Source organism: Humibacillus xanthopallidus, assembly GCF_006717145.1.
In the GTDB taxonomy this organism is placed as follows: domain Bacteria; phylum Actinomycetota; class Actinomycetes; order Actinomycetales; family Dermatophilaceae; genus Humibacillus; species Humibacillus xanthopallidus.
Map to the genome: position 1 here is coordinate 177905 of NZ_VFQF01000003.1, position 15904 is coordinate 193808.

At 71.8% G+C, this 15904-nt stretch carries 12 protein-coding genes; 8 read left to right on the forward strand and 4 right to left on the reverse strand.

The window, feature by feature from the left end; all coding sequences use genetic code 11:
• Positions 1-206: 206 nt before the first annotated feature.
• From FHX52_RS18855 to FHX52_RS18870, 4 genes are read left to right on the forward strand one after another with little or no spacing between them, the layout of a single operon-like run.
• Positions 207-1238 carry an ABC transporter ATP-binding protein gene (locus tag FHX52_RS18855; RefSeq protein ID WP_141823929.1) on the forward strand — a complete coding sequence of 344 codons (1032 nt, stop codon included), beginning with the start codon at positions 207-209 and terminating at the stop codon, positions 1236-1238.
• The gene (locus FHX52_RS18860; RefSeq protein ID WP_141823930.1) at positions 1235-1981 is read left to right on the forward strand and encodes an ABC transporter permease; all 747 of its coding nucleotides are present in this window, start codon (positions 1235-1237) and stop codon (positions 1979-1981) included. The genes FHX52_RS18855 and FHX52_RS18860 overlap by 4 nt, the downstream gene beginning before the upstream one ends.
• Complete coding sequence (locus tag FHX52_RS18865) at positions 1978-3129, forward strand: sensor histidine kinase (protein ID WP_246070264.1); 1152 nt, start codon at positions 1978-1980, stop codon at positions 3127-3129. The genes FHX52_RS18860 and FHX52_RS18865 overlap by 4 nt, the downstream gene beginning before the upstream one ends.
• The gene (locus tag FHX52_RS18870; protein WP_141823931.1) at positions 3126-3740 is read left to right on the forward strand and encodes a response regulator transcription factor; all 615 of its coding nucleotides are present in this window, start codon (positions 3126-3128) and stop codon (positions 3738-3740) included. Before FHX52_RS18865 ends, FHX52_RS18870 begins: the two co-directional genes overlap by 4 nt.
• Before the next feature lie 128 nt (positions 3741-3868).
• Here FHX52_RS18870 and FHX52_RS18875 read toward each other — a convergent pair whose 3' ends face one another.
• Positions 3869-5122 (reverse strand): IS30 family transposase, encoded by a 1254-nt coding sequence (locus FHX52_RS18875; protein WP_221630664.1) that lies wholly within the window; start codon positions 5120-5122, stop codon positions 3869-3871.
• Between the two features lie 327 nt (positions 5123-5449).
• Between FHX52_RS18875 and FHX52_RS18880 the strand changes: the two genes are divergently transcribed.
• Positions 5450-5869 carry a YciI family protein gene (locus FHX52_RS18880; protein WP_141823932.1) on the forward strand — a complete coding sequence of 140 codons (420 nt, stop codon included), beginning with the start codon at positions 5450-5452 and terminating at the stop codon, positions 5867-5869.
• 24 nt (positions 5870-5893) lie between these two features.
• On the opposite strand, the gene FHX52_RS18885 is transcribed toward FHX52_RS18880, so the two are convergent.
• From FHX52_RS18885 to FHX52_RS18895, 3 genes are read right to left on the reverse strand one after another with little or no spacing between them, the layout of a single operon-like run.
• Positions 5894-6922: a dihydroorotate dehydrogenase-like protein gene (locus FHX52_RS18885; RefSeq protein WP_141823933.1), complete on the reverse strand. Its 1029-nt coding sequence runs from the start codon at positions 6920-6922 to the stop codon at positions 5894-5896.
• Positions 6923-6927: 5 nt separating this feature from the next.
• Entirely contained in the window at positions 6928-10506 is a 3579-nt protein-coding gene (gene nifJ, locus FHX52_RS18890; RefSeq protein WP_141823934.1) for a pyruvate:ferredoxin (flavodoxin) oxidoreductase, read from the reverse strand.
• Positions 10507-10512: 6 nt separating this feature from the next.
• The gene (locus FHX52_RS18895) at positions 10513-12156 is read right to left on the reverse strand and encodes an NAD(P)-binding protein (protein WP_141823935.1); all 1644 of its coding nucleotides are present in this window, start codon (positions 12154-12156) and stop codon (positions 10513-10515) included.
• Between the two features lie 396 nt (positions 12157-12552).
• Here FHX52_RS18895 and FHX52_RS18900 point away from each other — a divergent pair, with 396 nt between their 5' ends.
• Genes FHX52_RS18900 through FHX52_RS18910 form a run of 3 tightly spaced genes read left to right on the forward strand, consistent with a single transcriptional unit; the run spans position 12553 to position 15904 of the window.
• Positions 12553-13785 (forward strand): ATP-grasp domain-containing protein, encoded by a 1233-nt coding sequence (locus tag FHX52_RS18900; RefSeq protein WP_141823936.1) that lies wholly within the window; start codon positions 12553-12555, stop codon positions 13783-13785.
• Positions 13785-14756: a Type 1 glutamine amidotransferase-like domain-containing protein gene (locus tag FHX52_RS18905; protein WP_246070272.1), complete on the forward strand. Its 972-nt coding sequence runs from the start codon at positions 13785-13787 to the stop codon at positions 14754-14756. The genes FHX52_RS18900 and FHX52_RS18905 overlap by 1 nt, the downstream gene beginning before the upstream one ends.
• Positions 14753-15904, forward strand: coding sequence for an alpha/beta hydrolase (locus tag FHX52_RS18910; protein ID WP_141823938.1), 1152 nt, complete (start codon positions 14753-14755; stop codon positions 15902-15904). Before FHX52_RS18905 ends, FHX52_RS18910 begins: the two co-directional genes overlap by 4 nt.

Consider the following 15904-nt stretch of genomic DNA (forward strand, 5'->3'; position numbering starts at 1 on the left):
CCCGGCTGCGCGGTGCCGGTCAGACTCACAAACCTCGCCCGACCACCGCCGCCCCCGCACGGGGGCAGCCCCCGACGACCTTGTGAGTCCGACGGGCGGTGCCGCCGCAGCCACCGCCCCCCGAGCCCGCAGCCGTGACACCTGTCATGGTCCGGTCGTGACGTCTGCGGTTCACGCCGAGCCGCCTCGCCGGGCAGGCTGGGCGCATGCACACCACACCGTCCCCGACCGCCGCCTCCTCGGGGGAGCCGGCGATCGAGCTGCGCGACCTCGTCAAGACCTTCCGTCCGCTGCGCGGGTCGACCGACACGGTGGTCACCGCCGTCGACGGCATCGACCTCACCATCGGCCAGGGCGAGGTCGTCGCCTTCCTCGGCCCCAACGGCGCCGGCAAGACGACGACCCTCGACATGGTGCTCGGCCTCACCGAGCCGACGAGCGGCACCGCCCGGGTCTTCGGCCGGCCGCCGCGCACCGCGGTCGTCGGCGGACACGTCTCGGCCGTCCTCCAGACGGGCGGCCTGCTGCGCGACCTCACCGTGCGCGAGACCGTCCGCATGATCGCGTCGACGTATGCCGTCACCGCCCCCGTCGACGAGGTGATCGACCGCGCGGGGCTGGCTGAGCTCTCCAATCGTCGCGTGTCGAAGTGCTCGGGCGGCGAGCAGCAGCGCCTGCGCTTCGCCCTCGCCCTGCTGCCCGACCCGCGCCTGCTCGTCCTCGACGAGCCGACGGCAGGGATGGACGTCACCGCGAGGCACGAGTTCTGGCAGACGATGCACGCCGACGCGAGTGCCGGCCGCACCGTCGTCTTCGCGACGCACTACCTCGAGGAGGCCGACGCCTTCGCCGACCGGATCGTGCTCGTCGCCGGTGGCCGGGTCGTCGCGGACGGCCCGACGGCCGAGATCCGTTCGCGCGCCAGCGGTCGCACGGTGACGGCGGTTGTCGCCGACGACGCCGTGGCGAGGGCAACCGCTGCCCTCTTCGGCCTCCCGGGAGTCACCGACGTCAGGCGCCGGGGCGAGCGCCTCGCCATCACCGCGAGCGACTCCGACGCCGTCGCCCGGATCCTGCTCGGCGAGCTCGGCGGTCGCGACCTCGAGATCACCACCGCGGGCCTCGAGGAGGCGTTCATGGCGCTGACCGGACGGTCACCCGCCCAGCCCTCTCCCGAGAGCCCGCCGGACGGCATACCGGCTCGACGGCACGGCGTGCCCGAGGAGGTCGCCCGATGAACGCCACCTTCACGCTGCTCGAGATGCGGCGGATCACCCGCGACTGGAGCGGGATGTTCTTCACCGCGGTGCTGCCCGCCTTCTTCTACCTCATCTTCGGCGCGACGGTCGACGCCAAGGGCGAGACCATCGGCAACGGCAACGTCGCGATGTACGTCATGATCAGCATGGCCGCCTACGGCGCCGTCACCGCGACGACGAGCATCGGCGGGCAGGCGGCGCTCGAGCGCCAGCAGGGCTGGGGTCGCCAGCTCGGGCTCACGCCGCTGCCGGACTCCTCCTACATCGCGATGAAGTCGCTCATCGCGATGACCGTCGCCGCCGTGCCCATCCTGCTCACGTATGCGTTGGGCGCGGCCACCGGAGCCCGCGGGACCGCGTCGGCCTGGCTGCTGAGCGGCCTGCTGTGCCTCGTCGGCTCGGCCGTCTTCGCCGTCTACGGGCTGCTCATCGGCACGGCCTTCCGCTCCGAGGCCGCGGTCGGCGCCGCGAGCGGCACGATGGTGATCTTCGCCTTCCTCGGCAACCTCTTCATCCCGCTCTCCGGGGTCCTGCTCACCATCGCGAAGTTCACCCCGCTCTACGGGTATGCCGCCCTGGCGCGCTACCCGCTCACCGAGGGCTACCTCACCGACGGGTCGCAGGACCCGCTGTGGGTGCCGGTGCTCAACGTCGTCGTGTGGCTGACGATCTTCAGTCTCGGCGCGGTCCACTTCGTGCGCCGCGGGAGGGAGCGGCAGTGACGGGACCCGCGGTGACGGGACCGGCGGCGCCGGCGACGACCGGCGCCGACCGCAGCGGCTCTCACGGGCGTGACCCGTGGGAGCGCTACGGGTGGGGCATCCGCGCCGTCTGGCTCGTCTTCCTCGTCTTCCCCGTCATCGCGATCGTCGGGTCGGGCCTGCCCTGGTGGCAGGTCGCCCTCGGGCTGCTGCTCGTCGTGGCCTTCGGAGCGGTCTACGTGTTCGGGAGCGAGCACCTCGACCGCCGCCGCCGTCGGCACTGCGAGCCCGACGCGCGGCGCGGCGTGGCGTTCACGGTTGCGCTCGTCGTCAGCGCCCTGGCCACGGTGCCGTTCATCGGAGTCGGGGCGCTCAGCTTCCTGCCCTTCGTCGTGTCGTTCGGGATGTTCGCGCTGCCGCTGCGCTGGGCCGTGGGCATCGGTGTCGCGAGCGTCGTTGCGGCAGTTGCCGTTGCGCTCTTCGTCGACGGCGGCGAGGGCACGTGGGTCGTCGTCATCATCGTCTTCGCGGTCGGTGTGATGACCGCGGGCATCCGCGTCGTCAGCGACCGCAGCGGGCAGTACGAGGCGATGTCGCGCGAGCTCGTGCTCGTCGCCGAGCGCGAGCGGGTGGCGCGCGACGTGCACGACGTGCTCGGCCACTCGCTGACGGTCGTCACGGTCAAGGCCGAGCTCGCCGAGCGCCTCGTCGACCTCGACCCGGCGCGGGCCAAGGCGGAGCTCGCAGAGATCCAGGCGCTGAGCCGCCAGGCGCTCGCCGAGATCAGGGCGACCGTCGGAGGCCTGCGGGTGGCGCGACTCGGTGACGAGATCGCCTCTGCAGCAGGGGCGCTCGCGGGTGCCGGTATCGAGGCCCACCTGCCGGACGGTGAGCACGCCGTCGATGTCGTGGACCCACGGCACCGCACCGTGCTCGCCTGGGTGCTGCGCGAGGCCGTGACCAACGTCGTGCGGCACAGCGACGCCGACGAGTGCTGGGTCGAGCTCGAGGGCAACCGGCTCGTCGTGCGCGACGGCCGTGGCCTTGAGGGGCGGCCGGAGGGCAACGGCATACGCGGCATCCGTGAGAGGGTCGAGGCCGCTGGTGGGCGGTTGTCGCTCACGACCGGAGACGCCGGTCACGGCACGGTGCTGGAGGTGGTCCTGTGAGCACGACCATTCGCGTGCTGCTCGCCGACGACCAGGCCCTCGTGCGCGGTGCGCTCGCCGCGCTGCTCGCCCTCGAGAGCGACCTCGAGGTCGTCGCCGAGGTGGGGCGTGGCGACGAGGTGGTTGAGCGGGCCCGCGAGAGTCGCGCCGACGTCTGCCTGCTCGACATCGAGATGCCCGGTGCTGACGGCATCACGGCCGCGGCGGCGGTGCGCGACGCGCTGCCGGGCGTGCGCACGCTCATCGTCACGACCTTCGGCCGCCCGGGCTACCTCCGGCGCGCCCTCGAGGGGGGAGCCTCGGGTTTCGTCGTCAAGGACACTCCGGCCCGCCAGCTCGCCGAGGCGGTGCGCAGGGTGCACGCCGGGCTGCGGGTGGTCGACCCCTCGCTCGCCACCGAGTCGCTCGTCGACGGCGCGAACCCCCTCACCGAGCGTGAGCGCGAAGTGCTGACCGTTGCCCTGGCCGGGGGGACGGTCGCGGCGATCGCCGCCGTCGTACACCTCTCGGCCGGCACGGTGCGCAACCACCTCAGCTCGGCGATCGGCAAGACCGGCACGTCGACCCGCGCCGAAGCGGCCCGCGTCGCGCAAGAGCGCGGCTGGCTCTGACCCCCACCGAAAGCGCAAACCCAATCTAGAGAGCACCTCGTCGGCTCCCCGACAGTCCACCCACCCATTACCCGCAATCGAGAGCGCACCCCTCCCCAATCGAAAGAGCAGTTCGTCGCCGGGCGGGTTCAAGGGGTCGTAGCAACACGTGACTCGTTGGTGCCTGAGAGTAGCTTGGCCAGGGCTTGGGCTGGGGTGTCCCAGGTCAGGGTTTTCCGGGGTCGGGCGTTGAGGGCTGCGGCGACGTCGTTGAGGTGTGCCTCGGTGTGGGTGGACAGGTCGGTGCTTTTGGGGAAGTACTGGCGCAGAAGCCCGTTGGTGTTTTCGTTCGTGCCGCGCTGCCAGGGTGAGTGGGGGTCGCAGAAGTAGATCGGCAACCCGGTGGCGAGGTGGATGTCGGTGTGGGCGCCGACCATCTCCGAGCCTTGGTCCCAGGTCAGGGACCGCCACAGGTGAGCGGGCAGGGTGGTGATCGCGTGGCTCATCGCGTCGCGGACCGCGACCGCGTCGTGGCGGCCGGGCAGGTGCAGCAGCATCGTGTAGCGGGTGGTCCGCTCGACCAGGGTGCCGATTGCCGAGCCGCTGTCGGCGCCGATGATGAGGTCTCCTTCCCAGTGCCCGGGCACGGCCCGGTCGGCGGCCTCGGCCGGGCGGTTGCTGATCAGCAGCTCGTCCGGGACCCGGGTGCGGCGCTGGCCGGGGTTGCGGTGGGGGCGCCGGACCGCGCGCCCGGTCCGCAGGCAGCTGGCCAGCTCACGGCGCAGCCCGCCGCGGCCCTGGACGTACAACGCCTGGTAGATCGTCTCGTGGCTGACCTGCATGGTCTTATCGTGCGCGTAGGTCCGGGCGAGCGTGGCGCTGATCTGTTCCGGGCTCCACCGCGACGGCCCGCCCAGCTTGTCCTGCACGTACCGGGCCAGGCGCGGGTTGCTGGCCAGCTTGCCTGGCTTCGGTCGCCGGCCGCGGGCCTCGGCCCGGGCCTGGGCGACCGAGGCCAGGTAGGGCCGAGGCGACGGGCGCGTCCCCGGCGGCGCGGACGGGGCGGGCACCGCGAACCGGGCGTTACGCACCAGCTCGCGGCTGACCGTCGAGGGCGACCGGCCCAGACGCCGGGCGATCTCGCGGACCCCGGCCTTCTCCGCGGCCCACACCGCGATCAGCTCGCGCTGCTCGAAGGACAGGTACCGCCCGGACGGCGGCTTCAGTCGTGGGTTCACCCCACCAGCCTTGCGGAACTGGCGCCACGCCGGCGTCGGGGTGATCCCGACACCGGCGGCGGCGGCCTCCACCGAGGCCCCGGCCCGGGTCAGCTCCCAGAACCGCCGCCACACCTCACGACGTACCGGGGGACGACCCTGCCGCGCTCCACTGCATCCCACCATTGACAACACCCTTCACACGGGTGTTGCGACGACCACTGGAATCCGCCCCGTCGAGCGACCCCGCGCGGTCACGCGAAGGGCGACGAACTGCTCTTTCGATTGGCTCAGGCGGGCGTTTGCCGACGGAGTGCTCTTTCGATTGGTGGGTGCGTGCCGACGGAGTGCTCTCTCGATTTGGGGTTGGGCGCGGGGCGACGGAGTGCTCTTTGGATTTTCGAGGAATCTCGTGTCGGATCGGGCGGCCGTCGATCGACGTTGGGGTGGAGGCTGGGCACCACAGCCCCTCGAAAGTTCACCACTCCACCACCGACCGTCCGAGGAGACGACATGCGCTACCTGCTCATCCACAAGCTCGACGAGAGCCTTCCTGAGGCCTGGAACCCGAGCCCCGAGTTCGTCGACGCCATGGGCGCCTTCATGACCGAGTGTGCCGAGTCCGGCGTGCTGCTCGCGGCAGAGGGCGTGCACGACAGCTCCGAGGGGGCGGTCATCCGCAAGAGCGCGGCCGGCCTGGCCGTCACCGACGGGCCCTTCACGGAGGCCCGTGAGGTCATCGGCGGCTTCGCCGTGCTTCAGGTCGACTCGCGCGAGCAGGCCATCGAGCTCGGACAGCGCTTCGCGGACCTCTTCGGGGAGGTGTCGGTCGAGGTGCGTCGCGTCATGGAGTTCGAGGACCTGCCGGCGGACATCCGCGACCAGCAGGGCTCGCACGACATCGAGACCGTGCAGGGCGGCCTGCGCTCCTGACCGCGGCGGGGTCAGCCCCGCCGGCTACCCGCCCTGCCCCGTGAGCGATCCGTAGGTGGCCCGTCCCCTCTCGAGGGCTGCCACGTAACCCGCCCGCTCGTATGCCGTCGGGTCGGCTTCGCGGGGCACGGCGAGCCGGCCACGCACCCCGTCGATGTGCGCGAAACCCTTGCGGTCGAGCCAGGCCTCGAGACCCTCGACGAGGGTGGTGGCGTGGGTGACGCCATGGCGCAGCAGGGCCGAGGCCGTCATGACGACGTCGGCTCCGGCGAGGAGGTAGGCGGCGACGTCCTCCGCGGTCTCGACACCCGTCGTGGCGGCGAGCGACCCGGCGACGTGGCCGTGGAGGATGGCGATCCACGCGCGCGGCAGCCTGGCCTCCTGCGGGGTGGACAGGGCGACCCCCGGCTCCACGCTGAGGGTCTCTGGGTCGATGTCGGGGTGGAGGAACCGGTTGAAGAGGACGAGCCCGTCGGCGCCCGCCTGGTCCAGCCGCAGGGCCACCTCGCCGACGGAGCTGAAGTGGGGGCTCAGCTTGACGGCGACCGGGACCGTCACTGCGGCCTTCACCGCATGCAGGATCTCGACGTGCCGGTCCTCGACGATGCGGCCCGGCGTGTGCGGGTCACCGGGCACGGCATAGATGTTGAGCTCGATCGCCGCCGCTCCGGCCGACTCCATCGACGCAGCAAAGCTTGCCCAGCCGCCAGGCGTGCTGCCGTTGAGGCTCGCGATGACCGGCACGTCGACGGCGGCTACCGCCCGCTCGATCTGCCGGAGGTAGTGGTGGGCCGCACCGGGCTCCGGCGTGTGCTGGCGCGGGAAGTAGCTGAGCGCCTCGCCGAAGGCGTCCTCGTGGGCCTCGACGATCTGGAGGTCGCGCAGCTGCTCGCGGTGCACCTCCTCCTCGAAGAGCGAGTAGAGCACGATCGCGCCGACACCGGCGTCGGCCAGGGCTCGCACGCCCTTGAGGTGCAGCGACAGGGGCGAGGCGCTCGCAACGACCGGGTTGCGCAGGGCGAGCCCGAGGTAGTGGGTGGTGAGGTCGGGCATCGGGGTCACCCCTTCCTTCGGGCGTCGGCGGCATACCGCGCGGGTGGACGGGTCGCCATCTCCTCGTAGGTCGCCCACCGCTGGTCGACGGCCTCCTGCGCGAGCGCGAGCAGGCGCTCCGCCTCGGCGGGGTCGGAGCTGCGCAGCATCCGGTAGCGCAGCTCGTTGTAGACGTAGTCGCCGAGCGGGATCCGAGGGCGCGGCGAGTCGAGCTGGAACGGGTTGCCGCCGCGGGCCCGCACGGTCGGGTCGTAGCGAACGAGCGGCCAGTGACCCGAGGCGACGGCGCGGTACTGCTGGTCGAGCCCCTTGCTCATCTCGATGCCATGGGCGATGCAGTGGCTGTAGGCGATGATGAGGCTCGGCCCGTCGTAGGCCTCGGCCTCGCGGAACGCCGTGAGGGTCTGGTGCGGGTCGGCGCCCATCGCCACCCGTGCGACGTAGACGTTGCCGTAGGCGATGGCCTGCAGCGCAAGGTCCTTCTTGGCGGTGGCCTTGCCGCCCGACGCGAACTTCGCCACCGCTGCGAGGGGCGTCGCCTTGGACGACTGCCCGCCGGTGTTGGAGTAGACCTCGGTGTCGAGCACGAGCACGTTGACGTCGCGGCCCGAGGCGAGCACGTGGTCGAGCCCGCCCGAGCCGATGTCGTAGGCCCAGCCGTCGCCTCCCACGATCCAGACGCTGCGCCGCAGGAGGTGGTCGGCCACGCTGCGTAGGTCGGCGACGGCCGGGCCGCCGACCTCGCCGATGTCGGCGAGCCGTCGGAGCAGCTCGGCGACCCGCTCCCGCTGGGCCGTCAGCTCGAACTCGCGCACCTGCCGGGCGTCGAGGATGGCGTCGGCGAGCTCCGGCCCGACGACGTCTCGCAGCTCGCGCAGCCGCTCTCGGGCCAGCCCCGTGTGCAGGTCGGCGGCGAGGCGCAGCCCGAGCCCGAACTCCGCGTTGTCCTCGAAGAGCGAGTTCGACCAGGCGGGGCCCCGGCCGGCGGCGTTCTTCGCCCACGGCGTCGTCGGCAGGTTGCCGCCGTAGATCGAGGAGCAGCCCGTCGCGTTGGCGACGGTGGCCCGTTCGCCGAAGAGTTGCGTGAGCAGCTTGAGGTAGGGCGTCTCGCCGCAGCCCGAGCAGGCTCCCGAGAACTCGAAGAGGGGCTGGAGGAACTGCGTTCCGCGCACCGTGCCGAAGTCCACGCGCGAGCGCTCGGCCAGGGGCAGCGTCTCGAAGAAGGCGACGTTGCCGCGCTGGGCCTGCAGCTGCGGCTCGAGCGGCTCGAGGTTGATCGCCTTGCGGTGCGGCTCGCCGACCGGGCTGACCGGGCACGCCTCGACGCAGAGCGAGCATCCGGTGCAGTCCTCGGCATAGACCTGCAGCGTGTATCGGGTGTCCGGCAGCCCGGCGGCATTGAGCGGCGCAGTCGGGAAGCCCGCTGGCGCACCGGTCAGGGCGTCCTCGCCGACATACTTGGCCCGGAGCACGCTGTGCGGGCAGACGAAGCTGCACGTGCCGCACTGGATGCACGTGTCGGGGTCCCACGTGGCCACGAGGTCGCTGATCCGCCGCTTCTCGTATGCCGTCGTGCCGCTCGGATACGTGCCGTCGACCGGGAGCGCGCTGACCGGGATCTCGTCACCGCGACCGGCCATCATCGCCGCGGTGACGGTCCGCACGAAGTCCGGCGCGTCGGCGGGCACTGCGGGATCCGGCTCGCGGTCGGTGCTCACCGCCGCCGGCACCGGGATCTCGTGGAGTGCGGCGATGGTCGCGTCGACCGCCGCCTCGTTGCGCCGCACGACCTCCGAGCCGCGCCGCCCGTAGGTCTTGCGGATCGCCGCCTTGACCTTCTCGATCGCGGCCCGGCGCGGCAGTACACCGGAGATCGCGAAGAAGCAGGTCTGCAGGACGGTGTTGGTGCGACCGGGCAGACCGGCCTCGCGCGCGACGGCGTCGGCGTCGATGGCCCAGACGGTCAGCTTCTTGTCGATGATGGCCTGCTGGACGGGCCTGGGCAGTGCGTCCCAGACCTCGTCTGCCGGCTGGGGAGCGTTGAGCAGCAAGGTCGCCCCGTCACCTGCGCTCGCGAGCACGTCGATCTTCTCGAGCAGGCCGAGGTGGTGGCAGCCGACGAAGTGGGCCTTGGAGACGAGGTATGGAGCGCGGATCGGGTGCGGCCCGAAGCGCAGGTGCGACACGGTGAGCCCGCCCGACTTCTTCGAGTCGTAGACGAAATAGGCCTGGGCGTGGACCTTCGGGTCCGACCCGAGGATCTTGATGGTGTTCTTGTTCGCGCCGACCGTCCCGTCGGAGCCGATCCCGTAGAAGACGGCTCGGAGCATCGCCGGGTCCTCGATGACGAGGTCGGGGTCCCACAGCAGGCTCGTGCCGCCGACGTCGTCGGTGATGCCGACGGTGAAGCGCGACCGCGGGTACTCCTCCCAGAGCTCGTCGTAGACCGCGCAGACCATGCCCGGGGTCAGCTCCTTGGACGACAGCCCGTAGCGGCCGCCGATGACCTGGGGCATCGTCTCGATCGCTCCCCGTTGGTGGGCCTCCGCTAGCGTCGTCAGCACGTCGAGGAAGAGCGGCTCACCGTTGGAGCCGGGCTCCTTCGTCCGGTCGAGCACCGCGACCCGCCGCACGCTCGCCGGCAGCGCAGCCACGAGCTCGGCTGCCGGGAACGGCCGGTAGAGGCGCACCTGCAGGGCGCCGGCCCGCGCGCCCCCGCCGACGAGGTGGGTCACGGTCTCGCGGACCGTCTGCGCACCCGACCCCATGCAGACGACGACGACCTCGGGAGCGTCGTGGCCGGCATACTCGACGAGCCCGTAGGGCCGGCCCGTGTGGGCGGCCAGCTCGTCCATGACGGACTGCACGATGCCGGGGGTGCGGCTGTAGAACGGGTTGACCGTCTCGCGCGCCTGGAAGTAGACGTCGGGGTTCTGCGCCGTGCCGCGCACGAAGGGGCGCTCCGGGGTGAGGGCCCGCAGCCGGTGCTCGCGGACGAGCTGCTCGGGCACGAGCTCGCGCAGGACCTCGTCGGGCAGCAGCTCGACGGTGTTGATCTCGTGAGACGTGCGGAAGCCGTCGAAGAAGTGGACGAACGGAACCCGCGTGCGCAGCGTCGCCGCCTGGGCGACGAGGGCGAGGTCGTGCGCCTCCTGGACCGAGGCGGACGACAGCAGGGCGAAGCCGGTCTGCCGGACGGCCATCACGTCCGAGTGGTCGCCGAAGATCGAGAGCCCTTGCGCCGCAATCGATCTCGCCGCCACGTGGAAGACGGTCGAGGTCAGCTCACCGGCGATCTTGTACATGTTCGGGATCATGAGGAGCAGGCCCTGCGAGGCGGTGAAGGTGGTGCTCAGCGCCCCGCCCTGGAGCGCGCCGTGCATCGCCCCGGCCGCGCCTCCCTCGCTCTGCATCTCCATGACCGTCGGGACCGTCCCCCACACGTTGGGCCGCCGGTGGCTCGACCACTCGTCGGCGAGCTCGGCCATCGTCGACGACGGGGTGATCGGGTAGATCGCGCACAGCTCGTTGAGGCGGTAGGCGACGTCCGCGGCTGCTTCGTTGCCGTCGATCGTGACGCGCATGGCTGCTCAGCCCTCCGGACCCGGCTCGGGGACCATCTCGATGGCGTGGACGGGGCACTGGCGGTAGCAGGCGCTGCAGCCCGTGCATCGGTCCAGGTCGAACTCGTAGCGGTGGCCCACGCCGAGCTTGATCACGGCGTCCTCCGGACAGGCCCCGAGGCAGCCGTCGCACTCGAAGCAGTTGCCGCACGAGAGGCACCGACCGGCCTCGAAGGCGGCCTCGTCACGGCTGAACCCCGTCAGCACCTCGTCGAACGTGCGGCTGCGGAGCGCCGCGTCGATCTCGTGCTGCTCCCGGCGGTCGTGCTCGCCGACGTACCAGAGGTTGAGCTTGTCGAAGTCGGCGCGCTCGTGCTTGGGCGGGGGCGTCCATTCGGTGTCGCGCAGCCACGCGTCGATCGTGTGGGCGGCCCGCTTGCCGTGCCCGACGCCGATCGTCACCGTGCGCTGGCTCGGCACCGCGTCCCCGCCGGCGAAGACGCCCGGCGCACCCGTCATGAGGGTGCGCTTGTCGACCCGCACCGTGTCGTCGTCGAACTCCACCCCGGGTATGCCGCGAAGGAACGTCGTGTCGCTCGCCTGACCGAGCGCGAGGATGACCGTGTCGGCCTCAAGCGTCTCGAACCGGCCTGTGCCGTGGGGCTTTCCGCGCTCGTCGAGCTCTTGGAGCTCGACGGTGAGGTCGTGCTCGCCCATCGAGGAGATGGTGCGCAGCCAGTTGATCCGGATGCCCTCCTCCTCCGCGTCGTGGGCCTCCTCCTCGTGTGCCGGCATCTGCTCGCGGGTCCGGCGGTAGACGATGATCGTGTCGTCGGCGCCGAGCCGCCGGGCGACCCGGGCCGCGTCCATCGCGGTGTTGCCACCGCCGTAGACGGCGACGCGTCCGGCCAGACCGGCGCGCTCACCCGTCTCGACCTCGCGCAGGAACGACACGGCGTCGAGGACCCGGGCGGCATCGCCGTTGGGGATGTCGACGTGCTTCGAGAGGTGTGCCCCGACCGCGACGAAGACCGCGTCGAAGCCGCCCTCGCGGCGCTCCTCGTCGAGGTCCTCGACGCGATGCCCCTGCTCGAAGGTGATGCCGAGGTCGACGAGCCGACCGACCTCCGCGTCGAGCACGTCGCGCGGCAGCCGGTAGGAGGGGATGCCGTAGCGCATCATTCCCCCGGGCAGCTCGCCGCTGTCGCGGACGGTGACGGCGTGACCGAGGCGGGTCAGGTGGTAGGCCGCGGAGAGCCCGCTCGGTCCGGAGCCGACGACGAGCACGCGTCGACGGCTGCTCGTCGTGGGCGGGTCGAAGCCCCAGCCACGCTCGATCGCGAGGTCGCCGAGGAAGCGCTCGACGCCGTGGATGGAGACGGCGCCGTCGAGCTCGGCCCGGTTGCAGGCCGCCTCGCACGGGTGGTAGCAGACCCGGCCGTGGATCGCCGGCAGCGGGTTGTCGCGGGTGAGCTGCCGCCAGGCCCCTTCGTGGTCGCCGGCCTTGACGAGCGCGAGCCACGACTGGATGTTCTCGCCGGCCGGGCACCCGGCGTTGCACGGCGGCAGGAGGTCGACGTAGACCGGCCGCTGCGTGCGCACCGGGCCCGAGCGCAGACGGGCGAGGCCGAGCGGGGCCAGCGGGGTGAGGTCGCGTTGCGGTCCGGACACCGGCGTCTCCTAGGTCCGCGAGGCAGTCCCCGGCCGGGTCGCCGAGGTGTCGGCTGCGTCCTTCTGAATACTACGAGACGTAGTTGAGCGGCCGGGCTCGTTCGTGCTCCGGCGTGACGAACGGCTCAACTGTCGGTGCCCACGGCCCCGCCGACCGACGACCATCGGTCCGCGGAGGTGCCGGGCCAGCGCCTGTCACCCGGCGTGTCTCACCCCGGCGACGACCAAGGGTCGTCGGTCGGCGGCCAGGTGCGGACGGCATACGCCCGCGGTCGTCGGTCGGCGGCGAGGTGCGGACGGCATACCTCCGCCGGGGGCCGTATGCCGTCCGGCCGGCTGGGGCGCGCCGCCCGAGTTCCGTGGCGGTGGTGCGGGCCGACCGATAGCGTCGAGCCCGTGAACATCATCTTCGTGGAGCCCTCGTTCCCCGCGAACCAGCGCCGCTTCGTGCACGCGCTCGCCTCCGTGGGGGCCAACGTCTACGGCATCGGCGAGACGGAGGAGGGGCACCTCGACGGCGAGCTGCGCGACCAGCTGAGCGGCTACTACCGCGTCGGCTCCGTCACCAACGTCGACCAGATGGTCGAGGCGGTGCGCTACTTCCAGGACCGCATCTGGATCGACGGGCTCGAGGCGACCGTCGAGGCGCACACGATGCCCGCGGCGCAGGTCCGCGAGGCGACCGGCATACCGGGCACGAGCGTCCGCACGACGTGGCTGTGCCGCGACAAGCCCTCGATGAAGGAGGCGCTCCGGCAGGCCGGCGTGCCGACGGCCGCGAGCGCCGCCGTCGAGTCCTCGGCCGAGGCGCACGAGTTCGCCGACCGCGAGGGCTACCCGCTCATCCTCAAGCCGCGCGCGGGCGCGGGCGCCCAGGGCACCATCCGCGTCGACGACGAGCACGAGCTGCTCCACGCGCTCCAGGGCTATGCGCGCGAGGGCGCGACCTCCATCGCCATCGAGGAGTTCGTCGAGGGCCACGAGGGCTTCTACGACACCATCACCGTCGACGGTCAGGTCGCGCACGACTGGGCGACGCACTACTACCCCAACGTCCTCGAGGCGATGCGCCACCGCTGGATCTCGCCGCAGTTCATCACGACGAACCGCATCATCGACGACCCCTCCAACTCCTTCTACCGCGAGGTGCGCGAGCTCGGCCACCGCGTCATCGAGGCCCTCGGCATCGAGACGTCCGCGACGCACATGGAGTGGTTCTACGGCCCGAAGGGCTTGAAGTTCAGCGAGATCGGCGCCCGGCCGCCCGGCGTCGGCGCGTGGGACCTCTACTCCGCCGCCAACGAGGTCGACGTCTACCGCGAGTGGGCGCACGTCATCACGCACGGTCGCCCCGAGCAGCCGATGAGGCGCACGTATGCCGCCGGCATCGTCGCGCTGCGCCCCGACCACGACGGGGTGGTGACGGGCTACAGCGGCATCGACGAGATCCAGGGCCGGCACGGCGACTCGATCATCGACGCCCACTTCCCGCCCGTCGGGCACGGCACGCAGTCCGTCGAGGCCGGCTACATGGCCAACGCCTGGGTGCGCGTGCGCCACCACGACTACGACACCGCGCGGGCCATCCTCGACGACGTGGGCCAGACGATCCGCATGCACGCGCGTTGATGACGACGATCCTCCTCGGGCCGCAACGGTTCACGACGACCGTCGGGGCCACGGTGCGCTCCCTGAAGCTCGACGGCCCGATCGCGATGATCAACTCCGGATGGGAGGAGCGCGAGAGCGAGGACGCCGAGCTCGCCGGGCACCTCGACGGTCGGGGGGTCAACCTCCAGCTGCACCACCGGATGATGGACGTCCTCGAGAAGGACGAGCACTTCGCCGCCGCTGCGCTGCTCTTCCGTGACCGGCAGGACGAGCTGCGCGCCTTCTACGGCATACGGCTGCAGGCGGCCATCGACGCGGTGCAGGCGGTCGCGCACCGCTCGTCGCTCCACGCCATCGGGCCGGCGGCCCTCGAGTCCGCCGTCGACGCGGTGCGCGCGGTCGACGCCTGGTATGCCGCCGAGCTCGACGACCTCTACCGCTCGGTCCGCGCCACCGCGCCTCTCGACGAGAGCGGCACGATCGGCTGGCACCGCGGCGAGATCGGGGCCGTCCTCGACGGGTGTGCCGGCGTCGTCATCGCGGGCGGCAACGTGCGCACCCTGCTGCGGACCCTGCGCGTCTTCGACGTCGAGATCCGGCCGGAGCTGCCGGTCGTCGCCTGGTCGGCGGGTGCCATGGCCCTGACCGACGAGGTCGTCCTCTTCCACGACCACGCACCGCATGGCGTCACCGCGGCCGAGGTGTTCGACCGGGGCCTCGGACGGCTGCCGGGCATCATCGCCCTGCCGCACGCCAAGCGGAGGCTGCGCCTCGAGGAACACGACCGGATGAGCATCATGGCCAGGCGCTTCCCCGACCACCGCCTCACCCTGCTCGACGACGGCGCCGTCGTGCGCTTCCCCGACCACCGCCTCACCCTGCTCGACGACGGCGCCGTCGTGCGCTTCCCCGACGGGGCGACCGACCTGCCGGCCGGGGCGCGCTACATCGGCCTCGACGGTCACATCGCCGTGGTGGGTGCCGCATGAGCCCGCCCGAGCGCCTCGCCGTCAACCGGCTGCGCGAGAACCTGCCGCTCGACGGCCCGACCATCGACCGCTTCGTCACCCGCTTCGGCTCGCCGATCATCGAGGGCGAGCGCGCCACCTTCCTCTATCGCGGCGACGTCGACGAGGCGTGGGTGCGCCACCGTGTCGTCGGACTGCCGGATCCGTTGCCGCTCAAGCGGATCGGCGAGTCGGACCTCTGGTCGGTGACGACGGTGCTGCCCGAGGGGTCGCGTGTCGAGTACCAGATCGAGATCCGCAAGGGCGAGCACTACGAGCGCTTCAACGACCCGCTCAACAGCCGCCTCGCGCACAGCCCGATGGGGTCGTCATCGGTGTGCGCGGCGATCGGCTACCGCGTGCCCGATTGGGCGGAGTTCGACCCGGAGGCCCGGCCGGGCACCCTCGTCGAGGAGCAGATCCGCAGCAAGGCCCTTCGCCGCGACCAGCCGGTGCAGATCTACCTCCCGGCGCGCTTCAACCAGGCGCAGCGCTATCCGCTGCTCATCGTCCACGACGGCACCGACTACCTCCAGTTCGCGGCTATGAAGACGGTGCTCGACAACCTCATCCACCGCCTCGACGTCGACCCGCTCGTCGCCGTCTTCGTGCCGCCTCGCGACCGGCTCAAGGAGTATCCGCACCACGCCCCGCACGCCCGCTTCATCGCGCGCGAGCTCGTGCCGCTGCTCAACGACCGGCTGCCCCTCATCGACACCCCGGAGGCGCGCTGCCTCATGGGCAGCTCCTTCGGCGGCGTCGCCTCGCTGTCGACGGCGGTGCGCTACCCGGGATACTTCGGCTCGCTCCTGCTCCAGTCGGCCTCGCTCGTCTTCACCGACATCGGCTTCGACCACGGCGGGGGCCCGGCCTTCGACCCGGTCGTGAAGTTCGTCAACCGCTACCGGCAGCGGCCCACCGCCGTCGTCGACCGGATCTTCATGACGTGCGGCGTCTACGAGCCGCTCATCACGCCGAACCGCTCGATGGTGCCCGTCTTCCGCCACACCGGGATGCGGGTGCGCTACGTCGAGTCGCGCGACGGCCACAACTGGGAGAACTGGCGCGACCGCCTCGGCGACGGGTTGGCGTGGCTCTTCCCCGGCCCCCAGAAGTTCGTCTACGAGTAG